The 24,873-nt window shown below is 51.8% G+C and carries 24 protein-coding genes and 1 pseudogene; 6 read left to right on the top strand and 19 right to left on the bottom strand.

All coding sequences use genetic code 11. The features are described from left to right. Window positions 1–83: 83 nt before the first annotated feature. The 4 genes from EDM55_RS07585 to EDM55_RS07570 form a co-directional block, all read right to left on the bottom strand. A complete protein-coding gene (locus tag EDM55_RS07585; RefSeq protein ID WP_092265948.1) occupies window positions 84–1,643 on the bottom strand; it encodes an ABC transporter substrate-binding protein in 1,560 nt (519 codons plus the stop codon). A 26-nt stretch (window positions 1,644–1,669) separates the two neighbouring features. Beyond that, on the bottom strand, window positions 1,670–2,890 hold the full coding sequence (locus EDM55_RS07580) for an anhydro-N-acetylmuramic acid kinase (protein WP_092265949.1): 1,221 nt from the start codon (window positions 2,888–2,890) through the stop codon (window positions 1,670–1,672). A 192-nt stretch (window positions 2,891–3,082) separates the two neighbouring features. Then, entirely contained in the window at window positions 3,083–3,925 is an 843-nt protein-coding gene (pgoN, locus tag EDM55_RS07575) for a glyoxal/methylglyoxal reductase (protein WP_092265950.1), read from the bottom strand. Further along, the gene (locus tag EDM55_RS07570) at window positions 3,922–5,154 is read right to left on the bottom strand and encodes an MFS transporter (RefSeq protein WP_092265951.1); all 1,233 of its coding nucleotides are present in this window, start codon (window positions 5,152–5,154) and stop codon (window positions 3,922–3,924) included. The genes pgoN and EDM55_RS07570 overlap by 4 nt, the downstream gene beginning before the upstream one ends. A gap of 198 nt (window positions 5,155–5,352) precedes the next feature. On the opposite strand from EDM55_RS07570, the gene EDM55_RS07565 reads away from it, so the two are divergent. After that, window positions 5,353–5,721: a winged helix-turn-helix transcriptional regulator gene (locus EDM55_RS07565; RefSeq protein WP_092265952.1), complete on the top strand. Its 369-nt coding sequence runs from the start codon at window positions 5,353–5,355 to the stop codon at window positions 5,719–5,721. Between the two features lie 169 nt (window positions 5,722–5,890). Here EDM55_RS07565 and EDM55_RS07560 read toward each other — a convergent pair whose 3' ends face one another. The 5 genes and pseudogenes from EDM55_RS07560 to EDM55_RS07540 form a co-directional block, all read right to left on the bottom strand. Further along, window positions 5,891–6,268: a VOC family protein gene (locus EDM55_RS07560; RefSeq protein WP_092265953.1), complete on the bottom strand. Its 378-nt coding sequence runs from the start codon at window positions 6,266–6,268 to the stop codon at window positions 5,891–5,893. 20 nt (window positions 6,269–6,288) lie between these two features. Further along, window positions 6,289–6,537, bottom strand: a pseudogene (locus EDM55_RS07555) (MmcQ/YjbR family DNA-binding protein); the annotation flags it as partial. 66 nt (window positions 6,538–6,603) lie between these two features. Continuing rightward, window positions 6,604–7,443, bottom strand: coding sequence for a helix-turn-helix transcriptional regulator (locus EDM55_RS07550; RefSeq protein ID WP_170184522.1), 840 nt, complete (start codon window positions 7,441–7,443; stop codon window positions 6,604–6,606). 17 nt (window positions 7,444–7,460) lie between these two features. Beyond that, on the bottom strand, window positions 7,461–8,534 hold the full coding sequence (locus EDM55_RS07545) for a sensor histidine kinase (protein ID WP_092265956.1): 1,074 nt from the start codon (window positions 8,532–8,534) through the stop codon (window positions 7,461–7,463). Between the two features lies 1 nt (window position 8,535). After that, complete coding sequence (locus EDM55_RS07540) at window positions 8,536–9,222, bottom strand: response regulator transcription factor (protein ID WP_092266509.1); 687 nt, start codon at window positions 9,220–9,222, stop codon at window positions 8,536–8,538. 182 nt (window positions 9,223–9,404) lie between these two features. On the opposite strand from EDM55_RS07540, the gene EDM55_RS07535 reads away from it, so the two are divergent. From EDM55_RS07535 to EDM55_RS07525, 3 genes are all read left to right on the top strand, one after another. Further along, complete coding sequence (locus EDM55_RS07535; RefSeq protein WP_092265957.1) at window positions 9,405–10,349, top strand: DJ-1/PfpI family protein; 945 nt, start codon at window positions 9,405–9,407, stop codon at window positions 10,347–10,349. A 12-nt stretch (window positions 10,350–10,361) separates the two neighbouring features. After that, on the top strand, window positions 10,362–11,030 hold the full coding sequence (locus EDM55_RS07530; protein WP_122959994.1) for a DUF2306 domain-containing protein: 669 nt from the start codon (window positions 10,362–10,364) through the stop codon (window positions 11,028–11,030). A gap of 92 nt (window positions 11,031–11,122) precedes the next feature. Then, window positions 11,123–11,908, top strand: a complete 786-nt coding sequence (locus tag EDM55_RS07525) for a YheC/YheD family protein (protein WP_122959993.1) — start codon at window positions 11,123–11,125, stop codon at window positions 11,906–11,908. Between the two features lie 95 nt (window positions 11,909–12,003). Here the strand turns inward: EDM55_RS07525 and mscL are convergent, their stop codons facing one another. From mscL to EDM55_RS07510, 3 genes are read right to left on the bottom strand one after another with little or no spacing between them, the layout of a single operon-like run. Then, a complete protein-coding gene (mscL, locus tag EDM55_RS07520) occupies window positions 12,004–12,462 on the bottom strand; it encodes a large conductance mechanosensitive channel protein MscL (RefSeq protein WP_122924512.1) in 459 nt (152 codons plus the stop codon). A gap of 40 nt (window positions 12,463–12,502) precedes the next feature. Next, a complete protein-coding gene (locus EDM55_RS07515; RefSeq protein ID WP_122959992.1) occupies window positions 12,503–13,429 on the bottom strand; it encodes a nucleoside hydrolase in 927 nt (308 codons plus the stop codon). A 2-nt stretch (window positions 13,430–13,431) separates the two neighbouring features. After that, window positions 13,432–14,304 (bottom strand): nucleoside hydrolase, encoded by an 873-nt coding sequence (locus tag EDM55_RS07510; RefSeq protein ID WP_092265962.1) that lies wholly within the window; start codon window positions 14,302–14,304, stop codon window positions 13,432–13,434. Between the two features lie 211 nt (window positions 14,305–14,515). Here EDM55_RS07510 and EDM55_RS07505 point away from each other — a divergent pair, with 211 nt between their 5' ends. Beyond that, window positions 14,516–14,863 carry a hypothetical protein gene (locus EDM55_RS07505; protein ID WP_092265963.1) on the top strand — a complete coding sequence of 116 codons (348 nt, stop codon included), beginning with the start codon at window positions 14,516–14,518 and terminating at the stop codon, window positions 14,861–14,863. Between the two features lie 391 nt (window positions 14,864–15,254). On the opposite strand, the gene EDM55_RS07500 is transcribed toward EDM55_RS07505, so the two are convergent. The 6 genes from EDM55_RS07500 to EDM55_RS07475 all read right to left on the bottom strand — a co-directional run bounded on the left by EDM55_RS07500 (window position 15,255) and on the right by EDM55_RS07475 (window position 21,315). Then, entirely contained in the window at window positions 15,255–15,470 is a 216-nt protein-coding gene (locus EDM55_RS07500; protein WP_092265964.1) for a hypothetical protein, read from the bottom strand. A 57-nt stretch (window positions 15,471–15,527) separates the two neighbouring features. Then, on the bottom strand, window positions 15,528–16,745 hold the full coding sequence (locus tag EDM55_RS07495; protein ID WP_122959991.1) for an ABC transporter permease: 1,218 nt from the start codon (window positions 16,743–16,745) through the stop codon (window positions 15,528–15,530). Then, a complete protein-coding gene (locus EDM55_RS07490; RefSeq protein WP_092265966.1) occupies window positions 16,742–17,464 on the bottom strand; it encodes an ABC transporter ATP-binding protein in 723 nt (240 codons plus the stop codon). Before EDM55_RS07490 ends, EDM55_RS07495 begins: the two co-directional genes overlap by 4 nt. A gap of 3 nt (window positions 17,465–17,467) precedes the next feature. Continuing rightward, window positions 17,468–19,078: an efflux RND transporter periplasmic adaptor subunit gene (locus tag EDM55_RS07485; RefSeq protein ID WP_122959990.1), complete on the bottom strand. Its 1,611-nt coding sequence runs from the start codon at window positions 19,076–19,078 to the stop codon at window positions 17,468–17,470. A gap of 154 nt (window positions 19,079–19,232) precedes the next feature. Beyond that, window positions 19,233–20,639 (bottom strand): HAMP domain-containing sensor histidine kinase, encoded by a 1,407-nt coding sequence (locus EDM55_RS07480; RefSeq protein WP_092265968.1) that lies wholly within the window; start codon window positions 20,637–20,639, stop codon window positions 19,233–19,235. Continuing rightward, a complete protein-coding gene (locus EDM55_RS07475) occupies window positions 20,632–21,315 on the bottom strand; it encodes a response regulator transcription factor (protein WP_092265969.1) in 684 nt (227 codons plus the stop codon). Before EDM55_RS07475 ends, EDM55_RS07480 begins: the two co-directional genes overlap by 8 nt. A 141-nt stretch (window positions 21,316–21,456) precedes the next feature. Here EDM55_RS07475 and bluB point away from each other — a divergent pair, with 141 nt between their 5' ends. Beyond that, window positions 21,457–22,113, top strand: a complete 657-nt coding sequence (gene bluB, locus EDM55_RS07470; RefSeq protein ID WP_092265970.1) for a 5,6-dimethylbenzimidazole synthase — start codon at window positions 21,457–21,459, stop codon at window positions 22,111–22,113. Window positions 22,114–22,301: 188 nt separating this feature from the next. Here bluB and hrpB read toward each other — a convergent pair whose 3' ends face one another. Beyond that, window positions 22,302–24,812, bottom strand: coding sequence for an ATP-dependent helicase HrpB (gene hrpB, locus EDM55_RS07465; RefSeq protein WP_122959989.1), 2,511 nt, complete (start codon window positions 24,810–24,812; stop codon window positions 22,302–22,304). Window positions 24,813–24,873: the final 61 nt, after the last annotated feature.

The raw sequence follows: 24,873 nt of genomic DNA, 5'->3' as shown, positions 1-24,873 counted from the left end.
CTGGATAAGAATCCCGTAATTCTTATCTGTATTAGAAACTTGGCTCCGCCAGTGGCCAGGCGGAGCCTTTTATCATCCCTATGTTACTTGATGGAAGTCTTCACCAAAGAGTAGACTTCGCCCGCTGCCGTTGGTGTGAAATCGATGTTGTCACGTACAGCGTAGTAGTTCTTCGGAGATGCCAGGAACAGGTTTGGCGCATCTGCTACGAGCATGGTTTGTGCTTGCTCATACAGTTTTTTACGCTCTGCCTGATCTACTGTTCCTAATGCTTTTTGGACCAGCTCATCGTAAGCCGGGTTGGAGTAATTCCAAACGTTTGCAGAACCAGTGCTAGCGAAGAAGAAGCGCATCGAACGGTCAGCATCTACACCGGAAGTGTTGCGTCCTACCATCAGGTTCATGTCCTTGGACTTCCATACCTCGATGTAGTTGCCCCACTCCAGCTGATTGATCTTCGCGTTGATTCCGATTGCTTTCAGTTGTTGCTGAATCACTTGAGCGGTTTCTACCATGTCTGGGTACGTAGCAGCTGTTTCGATTTGCGTTTCAAATCCGTTCGGGAAGCCCGCTTCCGCAAGCAGCTGTTTCGCTTTTTCTACATCTGTTTTGTAAGTAGGGTAGCTCGCTGTATCCAGTGCCCAGTTGGTGATAGCTGGAGCGATTGGACCTGTCAGGGCAGCTTCGCCTTTCCAGACGGTTTGCACGATCTGGTTGCGGTCAACTGCATAGCTGATCGCTTCGCGTACTTTTGGATTGTCAAACGGCTTCTTGTTCACATTGATCCCCAAGTAGCTGTACTCCAGGGACTGATAGTTTTTCACTTGTACGCCTGGCTTGCCTTCCAAAAGCTTCGCGGAATCGGCAGAAATGGTGCTGATGTCGATTTTGCCGGAGCGAATCGCTGCCAAACGTTCAGCTTCGTCTTTCATGATCTGGAATTTGATTGTTTCTACTTTCGGCAGGTCTTTATTGAAGTAGTCCGGGTTTTTCTTCAACAGAACGTATTGGCCCGGCTCGCTTTTTTCCAGCTTGAATGGTCCTGTTCCGATTGCATCTTTGGTCAGATCGGTAGATCCGCTTGGAACGATGGAAGCATAGGCACTAGCTGTATTGGCGATAAACGCTGCATCCGCAGTTTTCAGCTTGAATACCACAGTCGTAGGGTCCTTCACTTCAATCGCCTCTACACTTGCGAAGTACGATTTTGCGATGGCACCTGTGTCAGGGTTCATGATGCGTTCAAAAGAGAACTTCACGTCGTCAGCTGTCATGTCTTTGCCGTTGTGGAACTTCACGCCTTTGTGCAGGAACATCGTAATGGTTTTGCCATCCGGTGCGATTTCCCACTTTTCCGCCAGGTTCGGAACGATGTTCATGTTCTCGTCCAGCTTGGTCAGGCTGTCATAGAGGAGCGCATATACACGTACGCTGGATGCAGCTGGAACCTTGTGCGGATCATAACCCACTGGCTCCTGCTCGGCTGCGACAACCAGCTCTGTTTTGGCTGCCGATTGTTCTTGTGCTTGACCTTCTTGCGGCTTCGCCTGGTCTGCTGGAGCAGCTGTTCCGCCGCCGCCTGAACAAGCGGTAAGCATCAGGGATAAAGATAGGAAAAAGCCTGCCAACACTCGTTTTCTCACGATGGTACCCCCTACGTGTCTTTTGTTTAAAAGCATATATTTCCTAACGGCACGGCTCTCTTGGCACCTGTTACAGAAGGCACGTTCGATGGTCGTCCCATTAGTGTCTCATGACCCAAAATGGCAAATGCGACAGCTTCCTTCGCGTCATCCGGCATTCCGAATTGCTGGGTTGTCGTGATGTGGATTCCTGCTCCCAGTTGACTTTGCAGCATGCGAAGAAGTGTCTGGTTGTGCGCGCCTCCACCGGAGACGATCACTTCCTCCACCTTGGTTGTGGGTAAGACGAATTGTAAGTAAGCCTGGGTGATGGAGGTAGCGGTCAGTGCCGTTGCCGTTGCAATCAGATCATGCTGCCCAAGTCCAAGCACTCCGCCCTCTGCCAGCAGCTCCTGAGCAAATGCGCGTCCATAAACCTCGCGTCCTGTGCTCTTAGGCGGCTTCATCTGATAGTACGGATCCTTCATCAGGCGACCCAGCAGTTCTTCGGAGACCGTACCGGCTTCTGCCAGCTTGCCTCCTTCATCATACCGGAGTCTTCCCTCGGTCACGATCTGGACGATCTGGTCCATGATCATATTTCCCGGCCCTGTATCAAAAGCGACGACTTCCTCGATGGATGCACCAGCTGGCAGGACAGTCACATTGGCGATTCCACCAATATTTTGCAGCAGCCTGCCCTTATTCGGATCCCGGAACAGGACGTAATCCGCGTACGGTACGAGCGGTGCTCCCTCGCCATCCGCTGCCAGATCTCTCGCCCGGAAGTTCCCTACCACCGGGATTCCTGTTCGTTCTGCCAGGGTAGACAGCTCCCCGATCTGCAGGGATGCGCGTACCTGCATCATGCCTGTCGGCCCGGGAAACGGTGTGCGTCCCGCAATATGCCAGATCGTTTGACCGTGCATGCAGACAGCATCGACTTCGTTTGCCGTAACCTTTGCCTGATCCATCAGCTGCTTGACAGCGTAGGCATACCACTCGGAAAGACCGTAATGAACGGCCGTGAGCTGATCGACACGAGCTGTCTCTACACTGCACAAGCTCATGACCCATTCTCGCAGTTCATCGGAATAAGGCATGTAATAAAACTCCCGCAGGGCTACGTCTTCGATCTCTCCCTCATCGTTTGTCCGGACCGCGACCAGGGCAGCATCGATGCCATCCAGCGAGGTGCCAGACATAAGACCGATGAGCAAATGCTCCTTTTTTGAGCGATAATCTAGCAGTTTCGCAGGCTGATCCATGATGCACCCCTCGCTTCGTTATGAAGAATAGTGAAAATATTCGCTTGTTTCCGCTTTCATTATAAGAAATAAAATTACATCAGTCAATCTATAATTAGTAAACTTTATTTCTTTTGGAGTTAATTTTGATAGAAAAAAGGGAAACGAGCCACTAGACAAAATCTAGGGCTCGTTTCCCTTTTTCCATTCTCATTAAAAATCAAAGTTGTCTGGATCTGGACCTACACGCAAGTTTTCATTCAACGCATCGATTTTCGCCATATCATCTGCAGACAGCTCGAAGTTGAACACATCTGCGTTTTCCACGATGCGGTGCTCTTTAATCGATTTCGGAATGGTGACTACGCCGTTTTGCAAATCCCATCTAATGATGACCTGGGCCACCGACTTCTGATGACGCTCGGCAATTTCTTTCAGCACAGGATGATCGAGCAGCTGGCCTTGCATCAAAGGAGACCACGCTTCCATCTGAATGCCATTCTCCCGGCAAAAAGCTTGCAGCTCTTTTTGGGTCAGTCGCGGATGGAATTCGATTTGATCGATCATCGGCTTCATTTCTGCGTCTTTCATCAAATCCTCGAGATGGTGCACATGGAAGTTGGACACACCGATCGCTTTTACTCTTCCTTCTTTATAGATCGTCTCCAGCGCACGCCATGCTTCTTTATACTTGCCTTCTACCGGCCAGTGAATCAGATACAGATCGAGATAGTCCAGTCCCAGCTTTTTCAGGCTTGTTTCGTAGGCTGCCAAAGTAGACTCGAAGCCGAGATCTGAATTCCATACTTTTGAGGTGATGAACAGATCCTCTCTCGCAATACCGGCATCCTTCATCCCAAGTCGGATCCCTTCCCCTACGCCTTCTTCATTGCCGTAAATGGCAGCTGTATCGATGCTGCGGTAGCCGTTTCGGATGGCTGTGCGAACGGCATCCACAACCTCTGCTCCTTCTTCTACTTTAAACACGCCCAAACCCAGCCATGGCATTTTGACGCCGTTGTACAGTGTTGTTGTATCTTGCAAATGTTTTGTCATGAGAATGAAACCTCCTCGTTGTTTGGATTGTTTTTCCTTACCCTAGACTTTCCATCCTTGCTCTCCAATACTCGGCTTATAGCAGTCAGGATGACGGCCCCGGCCACCATGATGCCTCCGACCCATGTCGTGTGAATGAGTCCGATCGTGTCCGTAATCACGCCTCCCAAGTAGGCGCCAATCGCGATGCCTGCGTTGAAGGCTGCGATGTTGATCGCGGACGCAACATCCTTCGCACTCGGTACAAACCGTTCTGCGAGAATAACCACGTACACCTGAAGACCAGGGACATTCATAAACGCCATGATGCCCATGAAGAAGATCGTGATGAGCCCGGCTACCTTAAAAGGTACAGTGGCAAACAAGACGAACAGGACGATCGCCTGAATGACGAACATGATAAACAAGGCAGTCAATGGATTTCGGTTAGCCAGCTTTCCACCCATCATGTTGCCAATCGCGATGGCAATTCCGTATACCAGCAGAATGACAGCAACCTGTCCTGCTGTGAAGCCAGTTATATCAGTAAGCAATGGCGACAGATACGTAAAGACGACGAATGTCCCGCCATAGCCTAGGGTAGTAATGATGAACATCAGGAGCAAACGGGAATTTGTAACCAGCTTGAGCTGATCGCCAAACGTCGTTTTGACTCCTTTGCGCAGGTTTGATGGAACTAGCAGCATGTTGGCAATCATCGCAATCACTCCCACGATGACGATCGCCATAAAAGCCGTGCGCCATCCGAGCTGTTGCCCCAGATACGTACCCAGTGGCACTCCAGTCACCGTGGCGACAGTCAAACCCGTGAACATGAGTGAGATGGCACTCGCCCGGCGATCATTGGGTACCAGGTCAGCGGCAATCGTCGAGCCGATCGACATGAACACGCCGTGAGCAAACGCGGATACGACACGCCCGATCAAAAGCATCGTGATGCTGGTGGCAGTTGCTGCAATGGCATTTCCTACAAGGAAGAAAGCCATAATCCAGAAAAGCAGCATTTTTCGCGGAACTCGCGAAGTCAATGATGTGAGAACAGGGGCCCCAACGGTAACGCCTAGTGCGTATAACGTAACGGTCAGTCCTGCTGTTGTGACCGGGATTTGCAAGTCTAACGAAATCAGCGGCAACAACCCTACGCTAATGAATTCAGTTGTACCGATCGCGAAAGCACTGATCGCCAAAGCTAGCAATGCCAGCGTGCTTCGCTTTTTACTTTCAGACACGTCAATTCCTCCTTATGAAATGAATGAATCGTTCGTTCACCTGGGAACGATCGTAAATATGAGTATGGTGAATACCAGCTAGCAAATGCTATTATGGGTGATAGAATTCCGAATGAAAAGTACCCACTTTTTTGTACTGTAGTTACCAAAAAGTGATACAGGCACTTTTTAGTGCCTATCTAGAAGGAAGGTATGGTCATGAAGAAAAAGAAGTACAATATCTCTGTGGAAGCCACGCTTGAAGTGATCGGCGGCAAATGGAAATGTGTGATCCTCTGCCATTTGACCCATGGCGAAAAACGAACGAGCGAGCTGAAACGCCTCATGCCTGGCATCACCCAAAAAATGCTGACGCAGCAGCTGCGGGAGCTGGAAGAAGACGGGATTATCAACCGGATCGTCTATAATCAAGTTCCGCCAAAGGTCGTTTACGAGCTTAGCGAATACGGCTTGAGCTTACGCGGCATTCTCGACACTCTGTGCGCGTGGGGGGAACGACACATCATTCGCGTGTATGGGGATACAGCGGACATGCTGGAGGATAGTATTTTAAATCACAAGAACTGATGTGATTCTTTTCACTCGCATCCGTCCACATTAGAAAACTTGGCTGCGCCAAGCCTTTTGGGGCAGTCTTAGTTGCACTTATACTGGATAAGAATCTTATAAATTCTTACTGTATAACGAAAAAAGCCGATTCCAATGAATCGGCTTTCCCCTATTTTACCCTCGTTTTTTATACAAACAGGCTGATCAGATTGCCATCAGGGTCGGCGACAATCGCATAGCGCTGCCCCCAGAAAGCGTCCCACGGTTCCTTATGTCCGTGGTAACCATGCTCCACCAGTTTTTCGTACAAGGCATTCAAGGCATCCGGGCTCTCGCACAAAAACGCCAGCTCGATGCGATGCCCCGTAGGCTCTTCCCATCCCCCGTAAACACCCTTTGCCACCTCTACCGAGTCAAAGGCAAGACGAACACCCTCCTGCGCCACTTCTACGTGCATCTCGTTGTTAGCGCTCTCCGGAATCTCCAGTCCGAGCAGACGATAAAAATCCAGTGCTCTCCTCATGTCCTGCACGACGATTCCAACCATATCGAGTTTGATTCCCATTGTAATGTGATCACTCCTTCTTATTCGGGGAGGGAAAGCTCCTGTCTCACACGTTTCGGCAGCTTTTGAAGGACCATCTCATGAGCGTGAGCGATGAGCCGCTCCCACAGCTCCTGTGGAATATCTGCATCAAAGTAAATGGAATTCCAATGCGTCTTATTCATGTGATAGCCGGGTATGATCCCCTCGTAAATTTCACGCAGCTCATCCGCGCGAACCGGATCACATTTTAACGTGAGAATGCCTTTTCCTTTCGCAGGCAGCATTTCCCGCCCTTCCTCTTGCTTCCAGTATAGCCAAAGAACGAATGCCCGACTTGTAAAAAACGGACAAGTTTACGAGCGTACTTCCTTTGGTTCGCCGGCCATAAATACGTGGGAGGGCGGTATGCCGTAGTACCGTTTAAACTCTTTGATCAAGTGAGGCTGATCAAAATAGCCGTATCGATGCGCAAGCTGCGTCAGCTGTTCCTTCGGCGTCCGGTATAGCGCTTGCAGCATGCTTTGAAAACGTATAATCTGCGCCAGCTCCTTGGGGGAGACTCCCAGCTCATAGTGGAACATCCTGCGCAAGTGGCGTTCACTGAAGCAAAGCTTTTCCGACAGCTCCGCTACGGACAGGCTGCCGTGTGTGTCGTACAGATAAGCCATACTCGTTTGCAAAAGGCTCTCCGAGAGCGATACCTGCTGCTCTAGGCAGTTGCACAGCTTTCTTTCTACGATCGCAATCCTGCCTTTCACGTCTTGTGCTTCCCGCATTTCTTCTACCAGCAAGCCCGACTCACTCCCCCATAGATCTTCGAGAAGGGGATGACTGCCGCGGAAAGCAGAAACCGGGTAACGCAGAAATTGCCGAACCGTTGAGGAAAAAAAGCGAATCCCAAAAAGCGATTGAGGTTCCATGAGATGGATCACCTCAAAGCTTGTCATCAGCTCCGAGATAAACGCTGCCTTGGCCATGTTCGCAGCGCGCAAATCGACGATGATATCGATGCAGCCATCCGGAACAATGCGATGCAGCTGTGTCTGCTCCCCTGGCACAAACTCGCTCGTCCAATAACACGCCACATAGGGCTCCAAGCTTTTGCCAGGCTCGTACTCGCGATATAGATAATGCGGCTGTGAAAGCCCCTTCTCAAGGATCGGCGGCTGCAGCGGGCGATGCTCACGATTCATAGTAAGGTATCTCCCTCTCATTCTTTATGATCGGTAGGTAACCAGCCCGACAGGACAGCCCCTCCACTCGGGTGATTGCCTGCTGTAAGCTCTCCTCCGTGACGCTGGATGATCCGCTTTGATATCGTCAGACCCAGTCCCGCTCCCCCCGTAGCCCGATTTCTCGACTGCTCCCCCCGATAGAGCGGCTCGAAGACACGGTTTACTTCCTCCTGTGAAAAACCCTGCCCTGAATTGTGAATGGTGAACGCCACTCGGTCTCCTTCTGAGCAGGTTTCAATCATGATCCTTCCATGGACAGGCGTGTAGCGCACGGCATTATCCAGCAAATTGTTCATCGCTCGCTCCAATAAGTGTGCATCTGCCTGGATGACACAATCATTAGGTGTGAAAGCCGTGACGACCGTTATTTGCTTCTGTTGCGATTGAAGTTTCAGGCTATCGATCGATTTCTGAACAATTTCGTGAAAGCTTGCCTCTCTCATCGCAAGCTCGTCTTCCTGGTACTCCATCCTGGTAAAGGTGAAAAGATCCTCGACCAACCGATCCAACTGCAACGACTTCTCCTTGCAAACCGCTACATACTTCGCCACTTGATCCGGCGTTTTTGCGATCCCTTGCTCGAGACCGTCCAAATAACCCCGCAAGGCAAACAACGGTGTCCGCAAGTCATGCGCTACGGCCGCAATGACGAATCGCCGTTCCTCCTCCAAATCAGCTTGTTTGCGGTAAGAGATTTGTAGTCCATTCACCATGACTTCAAACCCATCTCGAACCTCATCTATTTCTTTAACCGTCGTTTGGGGAAGCTGTACATCCAAATCGCCAGCAGCAATCTGCCGAGCAGCCTGTCCCATCCTCTCAAGAGGTCCGAGAAGCAGCCTTCGCATTTGGAGGCCAATCATAAAGAAAGCGAGCAGCAGCCCTGCAAACGCAGCGATCATGGGAATCCTGTACGAATCCTGCCTTTCCACTCCCAATTGTACAGAATGGGTCGTGATGAAGAGTGTCGCGACAAAGAAGACCCATGGCAGCAAGGAGAGAAGCACCAGGCTTAACAAGGAATAGGTGCGTATACGAAACTTCCTCATATCACACCCCCTCAAATCGATAACCTACGCCCCAGACGTTGGTCAAATGTTGGGGATGGTCCGGATCCAGTTCAATTTTCTCGCGGAGGCGACTCAGGTGAACTCGGATTGTATGTTTGTCACCGACGCCGTCCCAGAACTTCGCGAGCAATTGCTCATAGGTAAACACCTGCCGAGGATGTTCTGCAAACAAACGCAGAAGCTCATATTCCTTTGGAGTAAGCGAAGTGCTCCTCCCCTCTATCCATACCTCTCTTGTAGACAGGTCGAGCTTGATTCTTCCGTAATCCAACACCCGAGAAGCACCCTCTTTCTGCATTCCCGCACGTCGCAAAACAGCCTTTACACGAGCTACGATCTCTTGGGCTGAAGCCGATTTTACGATATAATCATCGCCGCCGAGTGTCAGTCCGCGAATCTTGTCCACATCGTCACTGCGAGCACTGAGAAACAGAATGGGAACGCTGCTCTGCGTCCGAATGCGCCGGCAGAAATCATATCCCGTTTGACCCGGCATCATGATGTCCAGGATGATGCAATCAATGGTGCTCTGTTGATATACAGCCCATGCTTGCTCTGCGTCATTTGCCGTCTCGACCAGAAACCCGTCGTTCTCCAAAAAGTCCCGCATTAGCTCCACGATGCTTTGGTCATCGTCTACGACCAAAACAGTAGGTCTTTCACTCACGCTAGATCCCGCCTTCACTTCCACGTTGTTTCCTCTAAGTGTATCATCACAGCTGGAAAAACAAACAAGCTGTGTGCACATTGTGATGGTTTGTTGAGCGTTTTGTTACCCTTTTCTTACGTGGTTTGTGAGATTCACTTGGTATCCTTCTATCCGTGGCTGAATAGAAGGAGGTCTTTTTGATGCTGAATGTTCAAATTGTGCTGTTTGATGGCTTTGATCTGTTGGATGCCATTGCCCCTTATGAAGTATTTTGCGCGGCCGGGATGACGGCCGGCGGAGGCGTGCATGTGGAATTCGTCTCGGCGGACGGTCCAAGACACGTCATAAGCGGTGTCAACGGAGTGAAGCTCGAAGCGAGAGGCAAGCTTTCCCCCGATCAACAGGGCATTATTTTGGTTCCTGGCGCTTCGGGGGAGCTGGCCGGGGATGGCCCCGACTCCATTCCTGTACTACTCGCCCGAGCCTCAAATACGGAATTGACTGGGATGCTGGTGCGAGCACTGGAGAATCCAAAGATCGTAGTTGCTACCGTCTGTGGAGGTTCTCTCGTGCTGGCCATGGGAGGAATGCTGGAAGGAAGGCCCGCAGTTACGCATCACTTAGGGATGGATGTGCTTGGGGAGACGGGTGCCATTCCCGTTAACGCCCGGGTCGTCGATGACGGAAATCTCGTTATGGGAGGTGGTGTAACCTCTGGTCTCGATGTCGCTCTCTATCTGGTAGAACGAGAACTGGGTCCTCGCATTACGCATGAAGTAGAGCAGCTTTTCGAATATGAACGGAGAGGTACAGTCTGGCGCAGCACTGGAATTTCCCCCGGAGATGGGGCAAAAATCGGTGATCCAAATGCTTCGAAGGATTCTTCAAGCTTTTTGGAAGTGAGAGCAACTGCAAACGCGAGTACGAGTTCCAGCGCTTCACCCTCTTTATTCGAAGGAGAGTGGGATGCGACCATCGAGACCCCTGTCGGAGGGCTGATTGTCAAACTCCACATCGCAACTGTTCATGGTGTTATTCTGCGACTGACCTTGAAGTTTGAGGTTATGGTTGATGGTGACCAGATGACGGGAATTGCCAAAGCTGGTGTATTGCCCTCGTCCCGTTTAAGCGGGCATCGGATATAGGCTGGCGAGAGCATGGATAGACGCTATTCCTTTTACAAGCTGACCGCGTTTGCCATTTTGCTTTACATTCTTTATGTCATTGCCACCCATTTCATCCTCGATCCAGGTGCTGAGGCGTTTCTTCAGCATAAAGTCGATATTGAGCATGAACTGAAGCCCCAAATCTGGTTAACGGTCATGTACATCCATGTAGGATTCGCCTGCCTTGCCATGGCATCTGGGTTCATCAATTTTTCAGCCCGTACCTATGAGACGCACCGCCGCTTTCATCGCGTGAACGGCTATGTGTATGTATCGTCCGTGCTCATTGTCATTCTAACCTCAGGATACATGGCACCCTACGCTACAGGTGGAAAAATAAGCAGCATAGGCTTCAATCTGCTCAATATTCTCTGGCTCTTTCTCACATCGACAGCACTGGTCCAAATCTTTCAGAAACGGGTTCTTCAGCATCGTCGATGGATGATCCGAAGCTTCGCCTTTTGCTTTACAAATCTGTTTATCCATCTGCTCACGTTTGTGTTTCATCAGATGATCGGTATTGCTTACGTAACTAGCTACACGCTTGGACTATACTCAACGATCTTGCTCGTGCTCCTGATTCCGGAGGTGCTAATACGGATGGGCAAACCGCTCCAAACCTATCCCCATCCAAGAGAGAAACAGAGACCTCATGTCTGATGACGGATTCAACCGAACACCTCCTCACGCTTCTCCTGCCTGCCGTATATCATAGCGAGAATGGACTATTTTTCAAGCGAGGTGCCTGGTGTATGATCTCCTCCTCTAAATGGAGCCTCCACAAGTTCTTTGCCAAAAGCCCGCACATCCGTCCTTTTTTGCCGCCGACCTCTCTGTATCAGCCCGCTTTGCTCAGCACCTATCTGGGCAAGTACGATACCGTCTACATTAAGCCGACGAGAACGCATATGGGAAAAGGCATTTTACGCGTACAAAAGCTTGATGGCGGCTATCAGTTCGTAAAGGAACGAGGGGAAGCGGTTCGCGTCTCCACTCTCGAAGAACTGCAGAAAATGCTGGATAAGCAGCTAGTGGAGAAAAATTACATCATTCAGAAAGGAATCGATCTGGCACAGTTGAATGGACGTCCCTTTGACATCCGGGTCATGATGATGCGCAACGGCCTCGGCAGATGGCAATACGCGGGAATGCTCGCAAAAGTAGCTGGGTCTGACAGCGTGATTACAAACGTAGCCCGTGGTGGCGGCTATGCGGTCTCCGTACCTCATGCACTGGAAAAATCACTGTCCGTGGATGCCAGCGAAATTCGCAAAATCGAACAAAATCTCATTCGACTGAGCTATCAGGTGTGTTCTCATTTCAATAAATACAGGCACTCGGCCCAAATCGGCGTCGATTTTGCCATCGACAAGCACGGGGAAATTGTGGTGATCGAGGTCAATTACGACTTTCCCTCTCATGGACTATTCGCCAAGCTCAAGGACAAAACCTACTTTCGAACGATCAAACGTCTCCATTACCAGTACCGCAATCGGGTGAAACGAAAAAAGGCAGTGAAAAAGCGGCCAGTTACGTAGCTGTCTATGCCGCTTCCTTTCACGATGTTTCAGCAAAAAGGAAACAACCTGAGTCGCATGAATCCCGAACTCAGGTTTCCATCACGCCCTGATTTCTACGAATGGGCAGGCTGCGTGCCTTCCAGCATGGAGGTGCAATTCGGGCAGCGCGTCGCTTTGATCGGAATGGATGTGATGCAATGCGGGCATTCCTTTGTCGTTACTTCCGGTTTGACCTCTGCCTGCTTGCGCTTGAAGCGGTTCAGCTGCTTGATGACCATAAAGATCGAGAAGGCGATGATCAAAAAGTCAATAATGCTGTTGATGAACAAGCCGTAGTTGAGTGTCGCTGCTCCTGCAGCCTTTGCATCCTGGAGTGTCGCATAATGCGATCCGTTCAGGCTGATAAATAGATTGGAAAAATCAACTTTGCCAAGCAGCAATCCGATTAAGGGAGTAATGATGTCATTTACCAACGAAGTCACAATCTTACCAAAAGCCCCCCCGATCACGACACCGACTGCCAGATCGAGTACATTTCCTTTCAAGGCAAACTCTTTAAACTCTTTTATCAAGGCTATCCTCTCCTCATTCCCGTTTTAAACTCCATATGCTCTACATGACGTACTTCAAAAAGTGCTCGACAAAGCGCTCATGGTCAACCTCGAGGCAGACATCGACATTTGGCGTGGAAGCAGGCTGCTCCCGTCTGTCCCCAATGGTGCGCGCATCGCTGGCACTTCCTGATGTATCGACTTGGACGTGCATTGGATATGCCGTCACAAAGCTAGGGTCAATCACAACACCGACTGCAAGCGGATCGTGCAGGGCGCAGCCGAGTACATTTCCCACCTTGGCGTAGGCGTCCATATAAACCTCGCACATATCCGCGAAGAAATGGCTGATCTTCGTATCACTCTCTCGCCATTGCTGCAGATGCTCTCTCGTGAGCAGCGTCTGCATCGTGACATCCAAGCCAACCAAGGTGATGGGGATACCCGACTGAAAAACGTAGGATGCGGCTTCTGGGTCTGCACAGATGTTGGCCTCTGCTACCGGCGTTCGATTCCCTGGCACGGTCACCGCTCCCCCCATCACGACCACTCGCTCTACCAGTGAGACGATTTCGGGAGCTGCCATGATCGCCAGTGCCAGATTGGTCATGCTTCCAACGGTAATCAGCGTGATTTTCTGTGGATGTTCTTTAATCGTCGCGATCATAAATTCAGCTGCACGCATCACCTGTGGTGCTGCGGAAGGAAGCGGCAGCTCGACGTTTCCCAATCCGTTCTCCCCATGAAACAGCTTTGCTTTTTCCTTCAGCTCACGGACGAGCGGCTTGGATGCTCCGGGGTAGACCGGAATCTCACCTGCTCCTATAAGCTCCAGCACCTGCAGCGTATTTCTCGTCGCCTCCTCCACTGTGATATTGCCAAAGGTCGTCGTCACGCCACAAATCTCCAGATCAGGAGAATGTACCGCGTAGGAAAGCGCCATGGCATCGTCAATCCCCGTGTCTACGTCAATGATGACCTTTTTCATGTCTACCAGCTGCCTCCTTCTGCTCTGCAAAGTCCACGCAGCCACTCTCGGAGGGAATCTCCTTCAACAGCTGCTGCAACTTCCGTATCGATCCCCACACTCGGCTTTTTGCGCAGATCCGCCAAGACGGCTCCACGAGACAGCGTGCTGCGACACTCTATGGAAAGCTTCATCTGCTGCTTATGTATGAATTCCGGATGGATAGCGGCGACCATCGCGCCCCATGCGTCCAAGCGGGCACTCGCCCTTAGCGCCTGGGCGCCTGCTTCTTCTGACGCCGGCAACATTCCTTTTTGTATGGCTGCTGCCAAAATCGCTTGCCCCTCTTCCTCTGTCAGCCGCAATCGCTCTGTCGCGTCAAGTGGGACCAGCACCAAGGGAAAACCAGCTGCCCATACGAAAGCAGCGGCCTCCGGGTCCGCATACATATTTTTTTCCGCGACAGCCGTCACATTCCCCGGTACACGAATAGCACCGCCCTGCACGACGACCTGCTTCACTTTTTCGGGCAGTCTTGGATCGATTGCTGCTGCCTTTGCCAGATTGGTCAAGCTTCCCAGCGTGATCACGGTAAGCTCTCCCTTCCATTCCTGCGCCTTTTCAACTAACAGGCGCGCTGGCCCCTCTCCCTCTACTTTGGGAGTAGCAAAAAGGGAGGCACCGTCTCCCATTGCAACAGGAATCTCTGCACTTGGCTTGACAATCTCGATGCACTTTTGGATAAGCGCTCGTCCCTGCCCTGACTCGTCACCGCTATATCCGATCCCCACGATCTCTGTTGCTGGCGATTGCAAGGCATACCATAAGGCGATCATCTGATCACTGCCACCGCTGCAATCGATAAACAGCCTTTGCTTTCCAGTCAATGTACTCACCCCTTACCCAGCCTCTCCTATCAACCAATCAGGTACTACCCTATGTAGGTGTATTCATACTACTTCTCGCCTATTGCATCCTGCTAGCAACTATTTTACACTTAACGATGACTTCGACAAAATCCGCCACATTTCGCAAATTTCCTGACACGACCCGTCGGCTGTCGAAGCAATGAACCATTGGTCATGAACCAACAAAGGAGACAGGGTCATGTTTTCGCTTGAATCCTCGACAAATGAACTACTTTCCCTAGCCAAAGCACAGCTCCTACGTGCACTGCATCAACACAGAACAAAGCCTTATTTGCCCATATGGGGGGAGCTTTACACCTCTTTGCGTGACATCGTGCGGCACGGCCAGCAATGGAAGGAAGACGTTCTCGTCTACCCGATGCGCCCTACCGGAACCCTTTGGTATCTGTACAAGGACAATCACTTTCTGGCTGATCTCCCTGATCCGGGCATTACCATATCCATGACTCGAGAACAGCTGTTGGAAGCACTGCTCAAAGGCAGTTTTCCTCCTCAGCATAGCGAAGATAGGTCCATCGAAGGATAGTCGATATCCAGATGGGCCTTTTTATGTATGCGGCCAATAGACAAAAAAAGCCCAGGTATCAAAACCTGGGAAGAGGTAGTACGGAAGTAATTACGTGAATAGCTTTATTTTATATCGAAAGACCCATATCATCTAGCTGTATTTTTAGGTATATATGCCTAATTTCACCTATAACAAAATGATTCAAAAAAAGTAGGCGGCCCTCCTGCACAGTTTGGGTGCCGCCATCCCGAACTTCCCCAAGTTCGTTCATACAGGCATTGTACTATGAATCTCTGATATCGAAAAGTGTCAGGTTTTGTTTTATATCAAAATATTGAAAAAATCGATAGCTTTGTCCAAGTTTTTATGAAAGTGCCCTGGTTCTGTGTGAAGAGCCAGGGCACTTTCTTTATTTGTTATCGCCACCTACCGCATCAGCTGCCCTAGGCCCAAAGAGAATGTAAAGATAGACGTATTGACTTACACTCACTCTGGGAAAAACAAACGCGATGCTCGTCTTGCCTTCCATTTGCCTGACCATATACCGCAGGTTGCTCGTTTTGATCTTTTTCATAATGCGGGACGCTTCTCGCCACGTTACGGAAAATTGGACGTTTTTTTCCATCAGCCATACACCTCACGCGGCTAGTATGCCCGAATTGGAAAAATCCAACACCTGGTGTCATTCGTAACGCAGCGCGTCAATCGGTTTTAACTGTGCTGCTTTTCGAGCCGGATAGACCCCAAAGACGACCCCTACCAGAGAAGATGTCAAGAACGCATAGAGAATAGGGGATACACTAATCGCGGTCGTCATGCCTCCGAACTTGCTGATCAATAGAGCTGCCCCCACGCCGATCACGATTCCGACAATTCCCCCGATGAGACTGAGCGTCACTGCCTCGATCAAGAACTGGCGCAGGATGTCTCCCCGCTTTGCCCCAATCGCTTTGCGGATACCGATTTCCCGCGTACGCTCGGTGACGGAGACAAGCATAATATTCATGACACCGATCCCGCCGACAATCAAGGAAATCGCGGCAATTCCTGACAGCAGCGCCGTCATGGAGCTGGATACCTCCTGTGCCGTGCTGAGGATGTCAGACTGGGAGGTAATGCGGAAGTCGTCTGCTGTTTGCGGACGGAGATTGTGATTGGAACGCAGCGTGCTCTGAATGTCTGCCTGCGCCTGCTCCATCTGATCCGCAGAAGCCGCTGATACATAGATGGTTCCCACATTTTTGCCTCCCGTCAGCCGACTCATCGCTGTGGTGATCGGGATGAGAATTCTGTCGTCGTTGTTCGTCATTCCGGAGCTTCCCTGGCTTTTTAAAACCCCGATAATCGTAAACGGTATCCGGTTGATTTGCACCGTCTGCCCAATCGGGTTGGTGCTATTGTTCGCAAACAGATTGCTGGCTACCTCGGTTCCGATTACCGCAACGTTGAACTGCTGCTTGACCTCAAAGTTGGAAAAGAAGCGCCCACTCTCCACCTGCGCGTTTCGCACCTGCAAAAACGCAGCTGTCGTCCCTTCCAAGGAGCTGGAGTAGTTGCTTGCTCCCCAGACAATCTGGGCTCTCCCATTGACGCTCGGTGCGACACCAGACACGGACTCCTTCGTCACGATCGCTTCGGCGTCCGCCAGTGTCAGCGTATTGAGAGAGCCCGCTCCCAGATTGACTCTCCCCTGCGTCGCCTGTCCCGGCGATACGATCAACAGATTACTCCCCAGCCCATTGATCTGGGAGGCCACGCTGCTGGATGTCCCTTCCCCGATTGCGACCATCGCGATCACGGCTGCGACCCCGATGATAATACCGAGCATGGTGAGAATGGAGCGCAAACCATTGGCCCTGATGCTTCGAAATGAGATCCGTACACACTCGATAAAACTCATCGCTTCACTTCCTCTAAAAACGCTCTTCTACGCTTCGTTACCACTTCATTGGAGACGATTTGCCCATCCCGGAAGCGGACGATCCGCTTGGCATATTCTGCGATATCCGGCTCATGCGTTACGAGAATAACCGTCTTTCCGGCATCGTTTAGCTGCTGAAAGATTCCCATGATTTCTTCACTGGTCCGGGTATCCAAAGCACCCGTCGGCTCATCTGCCAGCAAAATAACAGGGTCGTTGACCAACGCTCGTGCGATGGATACCCGCTGCTGCTGCCCACCGGAAAGCTCATTGGGCTTGTTGTTCAGCCGCTGTTCCAAGCCTACATCGATCAGAGCCTTGATGGCCCGCTCCCGTCTTTCTCGGGCAGGCGTGCCTCCATACAAAAGCGGAAGCTCCACATTTTCGACCGCTGTCGTACGCGGCAGCAGATTAAAGTTTTGAAAGACAAACCCGATTTTTCGATTCCGAATCTCCGCAAGCTCATCATCGTGAGCTTCCGATACGGGATAGCCATCCAAGTAAAACTCCCCAAAGGTCGGTTTATCCAGACAACCGATCACGTTCATCATCGACGATTTCCCTGAGCCGGACGGGCCCATGATCGCGACGAAATCTCCTTCCTCGATCGTCAGGCTGACACCTCGCAGCGCTTGAATTTCCTGATCTCCGATGCGGTACAGCTTTTTTAGGTCCTCGATTTGTATGACTGGTTTCATTTTCTATCGACCCCTCATTCCGCCGCCTCCCCCGCTTGGGAAGCCACCACCCATTCCTCCACCGAAGCCGCCGCCAAAGCCGCCCATTCGGCTGGAGTTTTGATTTGTCGTGGGAGAGGTCGCTGTATTCGCCAAAATGACGACTTTGTCCCCTTCGCTCAAACCTTCTGTAATTTCTACGCGATCTGAGGCAAAAAAGCCGATCTTCACAGGCTGGAAGCGATATTGTCTTGCCCCATTTCCTGCGTTGCCGCCGCTTCGCGTGTTACCGGCGTTCTCTGTACCGCCTTTGCCTCGCGCATTGCCTGTGTTCTCTGCATTTTCTGCCGTGTACAGATAGACACCGTCTTTCCCGTTCAGCGTTTGCAGGGCTTGAGCTGGAACGACCAGAACGTTCTGATGAGTACTGATTTCGATGGAGACATTCATATTCATCCCGATTTTCAGCATGCCATCCTTATTGGCTACCGACAGCAGGACATCGTAGGTCGTCACCCCGGATTCTGTCTTCGCCTCCGGATACACCAGCTTCACACTGCCTGTAAAGGTTTCGTCCGGATACGAGCTCGTCGTAAAGTTGACCTTCAGCCCTTCCTTCACTTTTCCAATGTCGCTTTGGCTGATTTGCGCCATGACTTCCAGATTTCCTGAGTTGGAGTTGTCCATAATGATGAAATCACTGCCGGGTATTTCGCCAACATTCCCATTCAGCTGTACGATCACACCGTCCATCGGCGCTTTTAACGTTACGGCATTCAAAGCCTTCTGGGCTTGCTGGAGCTGCGCTTTCGCCTGCTCTACCGCTGCCTTTGCCGACAGAAGCGTCGATGCGTCTGGCCCTTCGTTGGCTTCATTGACAGCTTCTACAGCTGTGTCATAAGCAGCCTGTGCCTGCTCGATTTTGCTGCTGGACTGGCCTTTTGTCTGGCTTGCGGTCAACACAGCTGTATGGTAGTCCCGTTGAGCAGAATCGAGGTCGGTTTGCGCCGCATCGTACTCTGTCTTCGATATCGCTCCTGCTTCATAGAGCGCTTTTTGGGAGGCATACGTTTTCTGTGCATTTTGCAGGGCAGCTTTCGCCTTTGCTTCATCGTTGGTCGCTTTTTGCGAATCTATCGACTGCTTCGCCTGGTCCAGCTCGATCTTCGCCTGATTGACAGCTGCTAGCAGCGTCTTCATCTCTGCCGAGGTTTTGCGTTTCTGCGCTTCCTCCAGCTTGGCCTGTGCCGATAAAAGGCTTGCTTGCGCATTTGTTACCTGAATTTGCGCTACAGAATCATCCATCGTTGCGAGCACTTGGCCGGCTTTGACCTGATCGCCTACCCCGACCTTGATGGAGGAAATCGCATCCTTGGCGTCCTCGGCATCCGAAAAGGACAAGGAGGTACGCTTCGATGCCTGTACAGCACCTGATGCCAAAACCGTCTCTGAGACGTCACCTTTTTGTACATTCACGACCTGAAAGGCAGCCTGCGCTCTGCTCGGCGTTGATAGAGACTGATAGCCATATACCCCTCCTCCGATCAGTACGACTGCCAACCCTACTATGATCCATCGCTTTTTGTTCGTTCTCCCTTTGGAGAAAAACGTGCGTTTCTTATCGGTCTGGGTCACTTTTCAAACTCCTCCCGTGGCTTTCTTGTTTGCAGCTAGTAGCATCTGATGGGATCAATATACGGAAGAAATACGTCAGCATCGCGTCAGATTTGAGGAATGAATAGCAAAAAAAAACGACTCTGCCAAAAAAGCAGCGCCGTTTTTTTCCTAGCTATTTTCGTAGAATCAACGTAAAGGTCGTCCCTTTTTCCGAGCTTTGGGTCAGCACCAGATTTCCGCCCAATGCCTGCGCGATCATCCGGCTAAAGGAAAGCCCTAAGCCAAGTCCTCGCACCGTATGCTTCTTCTCCTCTCCTCGATAGAACCGATCGAATACATACGGCTGCTCGGACAAGGGAATCCCCATCCCATTGTCCTGCACGACGATCAAAATCTCATGATCCGTCTCGGACAAGCGCACATCAATCCGTCCGCCAGGGCCTGTAGCTTGGGCAGCGTTGTTCAGCAAATTGTACAGCACCTGCTGGATGCGCAGGGGATCTGCCTGGGCAACGATGGGCTTCGTCGGCTTTTCAAGCTGCAGCATCAGCGTGTCATCTTCTTGACCAATCCGCCATTGATGCGTGATTTCCTGGACCAGCTCGTGAATGTTTTGGCTCTCAAGGCGAATACGAATATCCCCTACCGCAAACGAATTAAAATCGAGCAGATCTTCCACCATCTTTTGCAGGCGAGCCGTTTCCTTCGAACAGATTTCCAAAAACTCTTTGGCTTCCACGCCACTGACGATATCATCCTTGACCGCCTGAACCAAACCGCTGATCGAGGTGACAGGCGTTTTCAGCTCGTGTGTTACTCCTGCGAGCAGCTCAGTCCGCATCATTTCCAGCTGGCGCAGACGATCCGCCATCTCTTTGAAGGAGTGAATCAGCTCGTAGATTTCGGTTTCCCGACTGCTTTTTTCCAGATGAATATCGTAGTCGCCTGTGACGATTTGCTTGGCCGCATCCGCCACGTCCTTGATCGGCTGGGACAGCTTTTTCGTCAGCAGGTAGATGACGAGCCAACCGAGCAAGCCCAGGCTGATCAGCATGATAAAGAGCAGCTGAAACTCCGTGGTGCTGCGGATCATTTCTTTTTGCGGGGAGAACAGGACGACCCAGCCGATCTGCTTCTGCTGGTACGTAATCGCCCGCTTCACAAAAAGCAGTTCTTCTCCGCGCGAGGAAGTCAGCTCTGTCACGTCCTCCTTCGCACCCACTACTTCTGCCGCTCTCCTGGACAGCTCGCTGGCAAATGGACCTGGGCCATCGAATAAGGAGTGTTTGTCCGCGTCAAGAATAATCATGGATGGCTTGTAGCTCAGCCGCAGGGATTCCTGTCGGCTATCCAAAATCCGAAACAGGAACGGCGCAATTTTGATGTTCCCTTCGCTGTCAACCACGCGCTCTGAAATTTCCGCTGCCGTCAGCCTCATAAAATCCAGACGTTTTTGCTTCTCGTTATAGGTGATCCACAGGCTGGAGGCAATTCCTACGACTAACAACCCGATGCAAAGTGTAATGAGGTAACGTGTCGTCCAGTAGCGGAACAGCGTCGTTTGCTTTCCTTTACTCATACACACACAGCTTGTAGCCCAGTCCGCGATAGGTGCGAATTTCCCCCTCTGAGGCTGGCCAGTTCTCCAGTGATCTGCGGATGCGCTTGATCGCCAGGTCCACGGCGCGGTCGCTTCCTTCGTAATCCATCCCCCACACCTGCTCAATCAGCTGCTCCCTCGTAAACGTCTGGTTCTTGTATTGCGCCAAAAACAGAAACAAGGAGAGATCTTTTGGGGTGAAGGCCAATTCAATTCCGTGCAAGGTGACGGTATACGCCTTGAAGTCTACCTTCAGGCTGCCGAACTGCTTGAGAGAATTGCCCCGGGTAATATTCGTCGATCGGCGCAGCACCGCCTGGACACGGGCAACGACCTCATCAGCGATGAACGGCTTGGTGATGTAGTCGTCTGCCCCCTGGTGCAAGCCCATCAGTTTATTGTCTATTTGTCCCAGTGCCGTCAGCATGATCACCGGGCACGAGCTCTTTTTTCGTATGTATTCCAAAATGCTCCAGCCGCTTCTGCCTGGAAGCATCACATCCAGCAAAACCAATGCGGGGCTTACCGCATCAAATTTTCGGACGGCCTCGTCGCCGGTAAACGCCTGCTCTACCTGAAACTGGCTCTTTTCCAGGTACGCCTTCAAGACGCGAGAGATCGGCAGTTCGTCCTCCACAATCAGGATGTTTTTCATTCCGGCTTCACTCCTCTCTCGATTGCACAGACTCTCCTCTTAAGCGTATGAGAGGAATATGTCAAGCAGATGTCTGGATGAAATCCTCGTTCCCTATTAAAATGAGAGGAAACAGCTAGGATCAGGAGGGCTTTTCCAATCATGATTCATTTGACAGAGGAAGAAAAAATCGGATTGTACAAAGCGATCAGCAATCGTCGGGATATCCGCTCGTTTCGCAGCGACTCCATAGAGTCTGAAAAACTGAGCATGATCCTCTCGGCTGCTCATCACGCCCCTTCCGTCGGGTTTATGCAGCCATGGAATTTTATACTGGTTACCGCGGATTCCCTCAAGCGCGAACTCGCTGACAGTGCGGATAAGGAGCGGCGTGCACTGGCCATTCACTATGAAGGAACGGGCCGCGAATCTGCCTTTTTGGAGCTGAAAATACAGGGAATCAAGGAAGCGCCCGTTACGATCTGTGTGACCTGTGATCCAACCCGTGGCGGTGACCACGTCCTCGGGCGAAACTCGATCCCGGAGACAGATATCATGTCAGTCAGCTGTGCCATCCAAAACATGTGGCTCGCGGCTTATGCGGAGGGCCTCGCTATGGGGTGGGTCAGTTTTTACAAAAAATCGGACGTCCGCCGAATACTGGACATCCCGCCGCACATTGATCCTGTCGCTTTGCTGTCGATTGGCTATACGGACCATTACCCGGATCGTCCATTGCTGGAAATTCACCAGTGGGAAAAACGGCAGGAGCTGCAAAAGCTCATTTTCCGGGAACGCTGGGGACAAAGTTCGTCTTAGCGCGTACACGAGCCGTAACAAAAAAATGGGCTGCTTGCGTACAAGCAACCCAATGAGTAGAGGGGTAGTTACGAAATACACTTACCTCCCAGACGTAGCTACCCTTCATGAAAGTTTCAGAACATTGCCTACTTACGAATATGGAACTACATAAATGAGTGGATACTCCCAAAGCTTCCAAAGGTCAACTAGGAACGCGGTCGCGTCCGATTGGTGGGAATCGCCTGCAGCGGATCATCCGGCCAATAATGCTTTGGATAGCGTCCCTTCAAATCTTTCTTCACTTCGAAATACGCGTTCTGCCAAAAGCTCGCCAAGTCTCTCGTCACTTGTACAGGACGCTGGGCGGGTGAAAGCAAATGAAGCGTGAGCGGTATACGGCCCATGCCGATGCGGGGCGTCTGGCTCCAGCCAAACAGCTCTTGCAAACGAACGGATAGAGCAGGCGCCTCTGGGCTGCTATAGTCGATCGGGATTCGAGATCCGCTGGGAACCACGATATGGGTCGGAGCATGCTCATCCAGCTCCCGCCGCTGATTCCAGCTTAGCATCGCTTCCAAAATCGCGGTAAGGGAGAGGCGAGACAGATCATCCCGGCTTCTGCAGCCATGCACATGCGGTCCCAGCCACTCTTCCAGCGCTGCGAGCAAAGCTTCGTCCGATACATCCGGCCAGGCGCTGTCCAAACGATGCATAAAGACGAGCCGCTCCTGCATCTGACGGGCAGAACGGCTCCAGGGCAAGAGACCAAGCCCCTCCGAAGCAATCCCGTTCAGCATAGCTGCGGTCACCGCCTCTGGATCAGCCTGGGAAGCAGGTGTCTCACGCAAGATCAACGCCCCAAGCCTCGTTCGCTTGCGGGCACGCACCGATTGGGACGATTTTTCCCACCATACGGCCGTCTCTTCCTCGATGCTCTTCGCGTAGACCTCTTCCAGCTGGGCTTCTGTCACACTGGCTGCCAGCACAATGCGGCTGTCTGTCCCTTGATCATCCAGCTCTGCCGCTACGATGTACGGGGCATACGCCAAGGCCTGCTCAGATGCGAATGCTGCCCCTCGTCCATTGCGAAGCAAATACTTTCCGCTATCCCTGCGTTGTCCGATACGATCGGGATAGGCTTCAGCCAGCAAGGAACCGATCTGTCTGAGCGGATCGCCCGCTTCGTAGTTCTCCTTTTGTCTGTTGACCCAGCTCTGTTTGAAATGGCTAGCCTCCTGCCAGATTCTTTGGCAGGCACCTTCGTCCACTTCCACCCCAGCCAGACTTGCCACTCCCTTCTTGCCAACGGAGCGCAAGGCTTCCAGCCGCAGGCGCAGATCAGCATCGAGATGAGCCCTTCCACGCAAAATATCGCGCTCTCCCAGCAGAGCTGCCAGCTCACACGCCACTTCTGCCAATCCTCTTTCTGTTGCTGCTCGAATCATATGAGCGATCCGCGGATGCAGTCCCATTTCCACGAGGTCTCTACCATGCGATGTGATTTTTCTGCCAGAATCCATGGCACCTAGCTGAATCAACAGCTCCTGCGCATGCTCAAGCGCTGCTTTCGGCGGTTCGTCCAGCCATGCCAGCTCTGCAGGATCATGGACACCCCATGCAGCGAGCTCCAGTGCAAGCGACGTCAAATCCGCCTCTCTGATCTCCGGTGTAGTATGCGCGGCGAGCCCGCGCTGCTCCTGCTCCGTCCACATCCGATAGCACACACCTTTTGCAAGACGTCCGGCGCGGCCTCTGCGCTGATCTGCCGAAGCTTTGGAGACCCGAGTCGTCTCCAGACGCGTCATCCCTGTTCGGGGCGAGAATCTCGGCGCCCGCATCAAACCACTGTCGATGACAATCCTCACACCTTCCACCGTCAAGCTCGTTTCGGCGATCGATGTGGCGAGAACAATTTTTCGCTGCCCAGCTACACCGGGTTGGATGGCCATATCTTGTGCATCCTGCGACAAGGCACCATAGAGAGGGGCTACGACGGTATTCGCGGGCAAGCTGCCCTCCAGCAAGCCTGCCTCCACTCTTCGTATCTCTTTTGCACCGGGGAGAAAGACCAGGATGTCCCCTTCGTCCTGCGTCAGCGCTTCTCGAATCTTTTGGACGACATTTGGCTCCAAGCGCCCAGACAACTGCCGGTTGAGATACCTCGTTTCTACCGGAAATGCCCGCCCCTCACTCTGAATGACAGGCACTCCCCCCAGCATCTCGGCTACTGCCACTGCATCGAGGGTAGCCGACATGACAACAATGCGCAGGTCCTCCCGAAACAGATTTTGCGTTTGCAGACTGAGTGCCAGTCCAAGATCGGCGTGGAGGCTTCTCTCATGAAACTCGTCAAACAGGATGAGTCCGACATCCTCCAGCGATGGATCTGCCTGCAGCATCCGTGTGAGTACCCCTTCTGTGATCACCTCGATCCGCGTACGGGGGCCTACCCTTGCCTCCATTTTCACCCGGTAGCCGACCGTCTCTCCTACCTGCTCCCCGAGTGCTTGAGCCATATATCTCGCGGAAGTCCTCGCAGCCAGGCGCCGGGGCTCCAGCAGGAGTATCCGACGTCCTGCAAGCCACGGCTCATCTCGCAGCGCAAGTGGAACGCGTGTCGTTTTGCCTGCTCCCGGTGCCGCGACGAGAACGGCGTTTGTATGCTCCCGAAGCCTCGCGATCAAGGATGGCATGATTTCTTCAATAGGCAGTTGCATTCTTCTTTCACCTCTTGCCAAACAGCTTCATCCTCTCATCTTACACACCTTCCCTCGCAGC

This window comes from Brevibacillus centrosporus (assembly GCF_003710815.1).
Taxonomy (GTDB): Bacteria; Bacillota; Bacilli; order Brevibacillales; family Brevibacillaceae; genus Brevibacillus; species Brevibacillus centrosporus.
The sequence above is the reverse complement of the archived record's forward strand: the minus strand, read 5'-3'. Positions and strand labels throughout refer to the sequence as shown.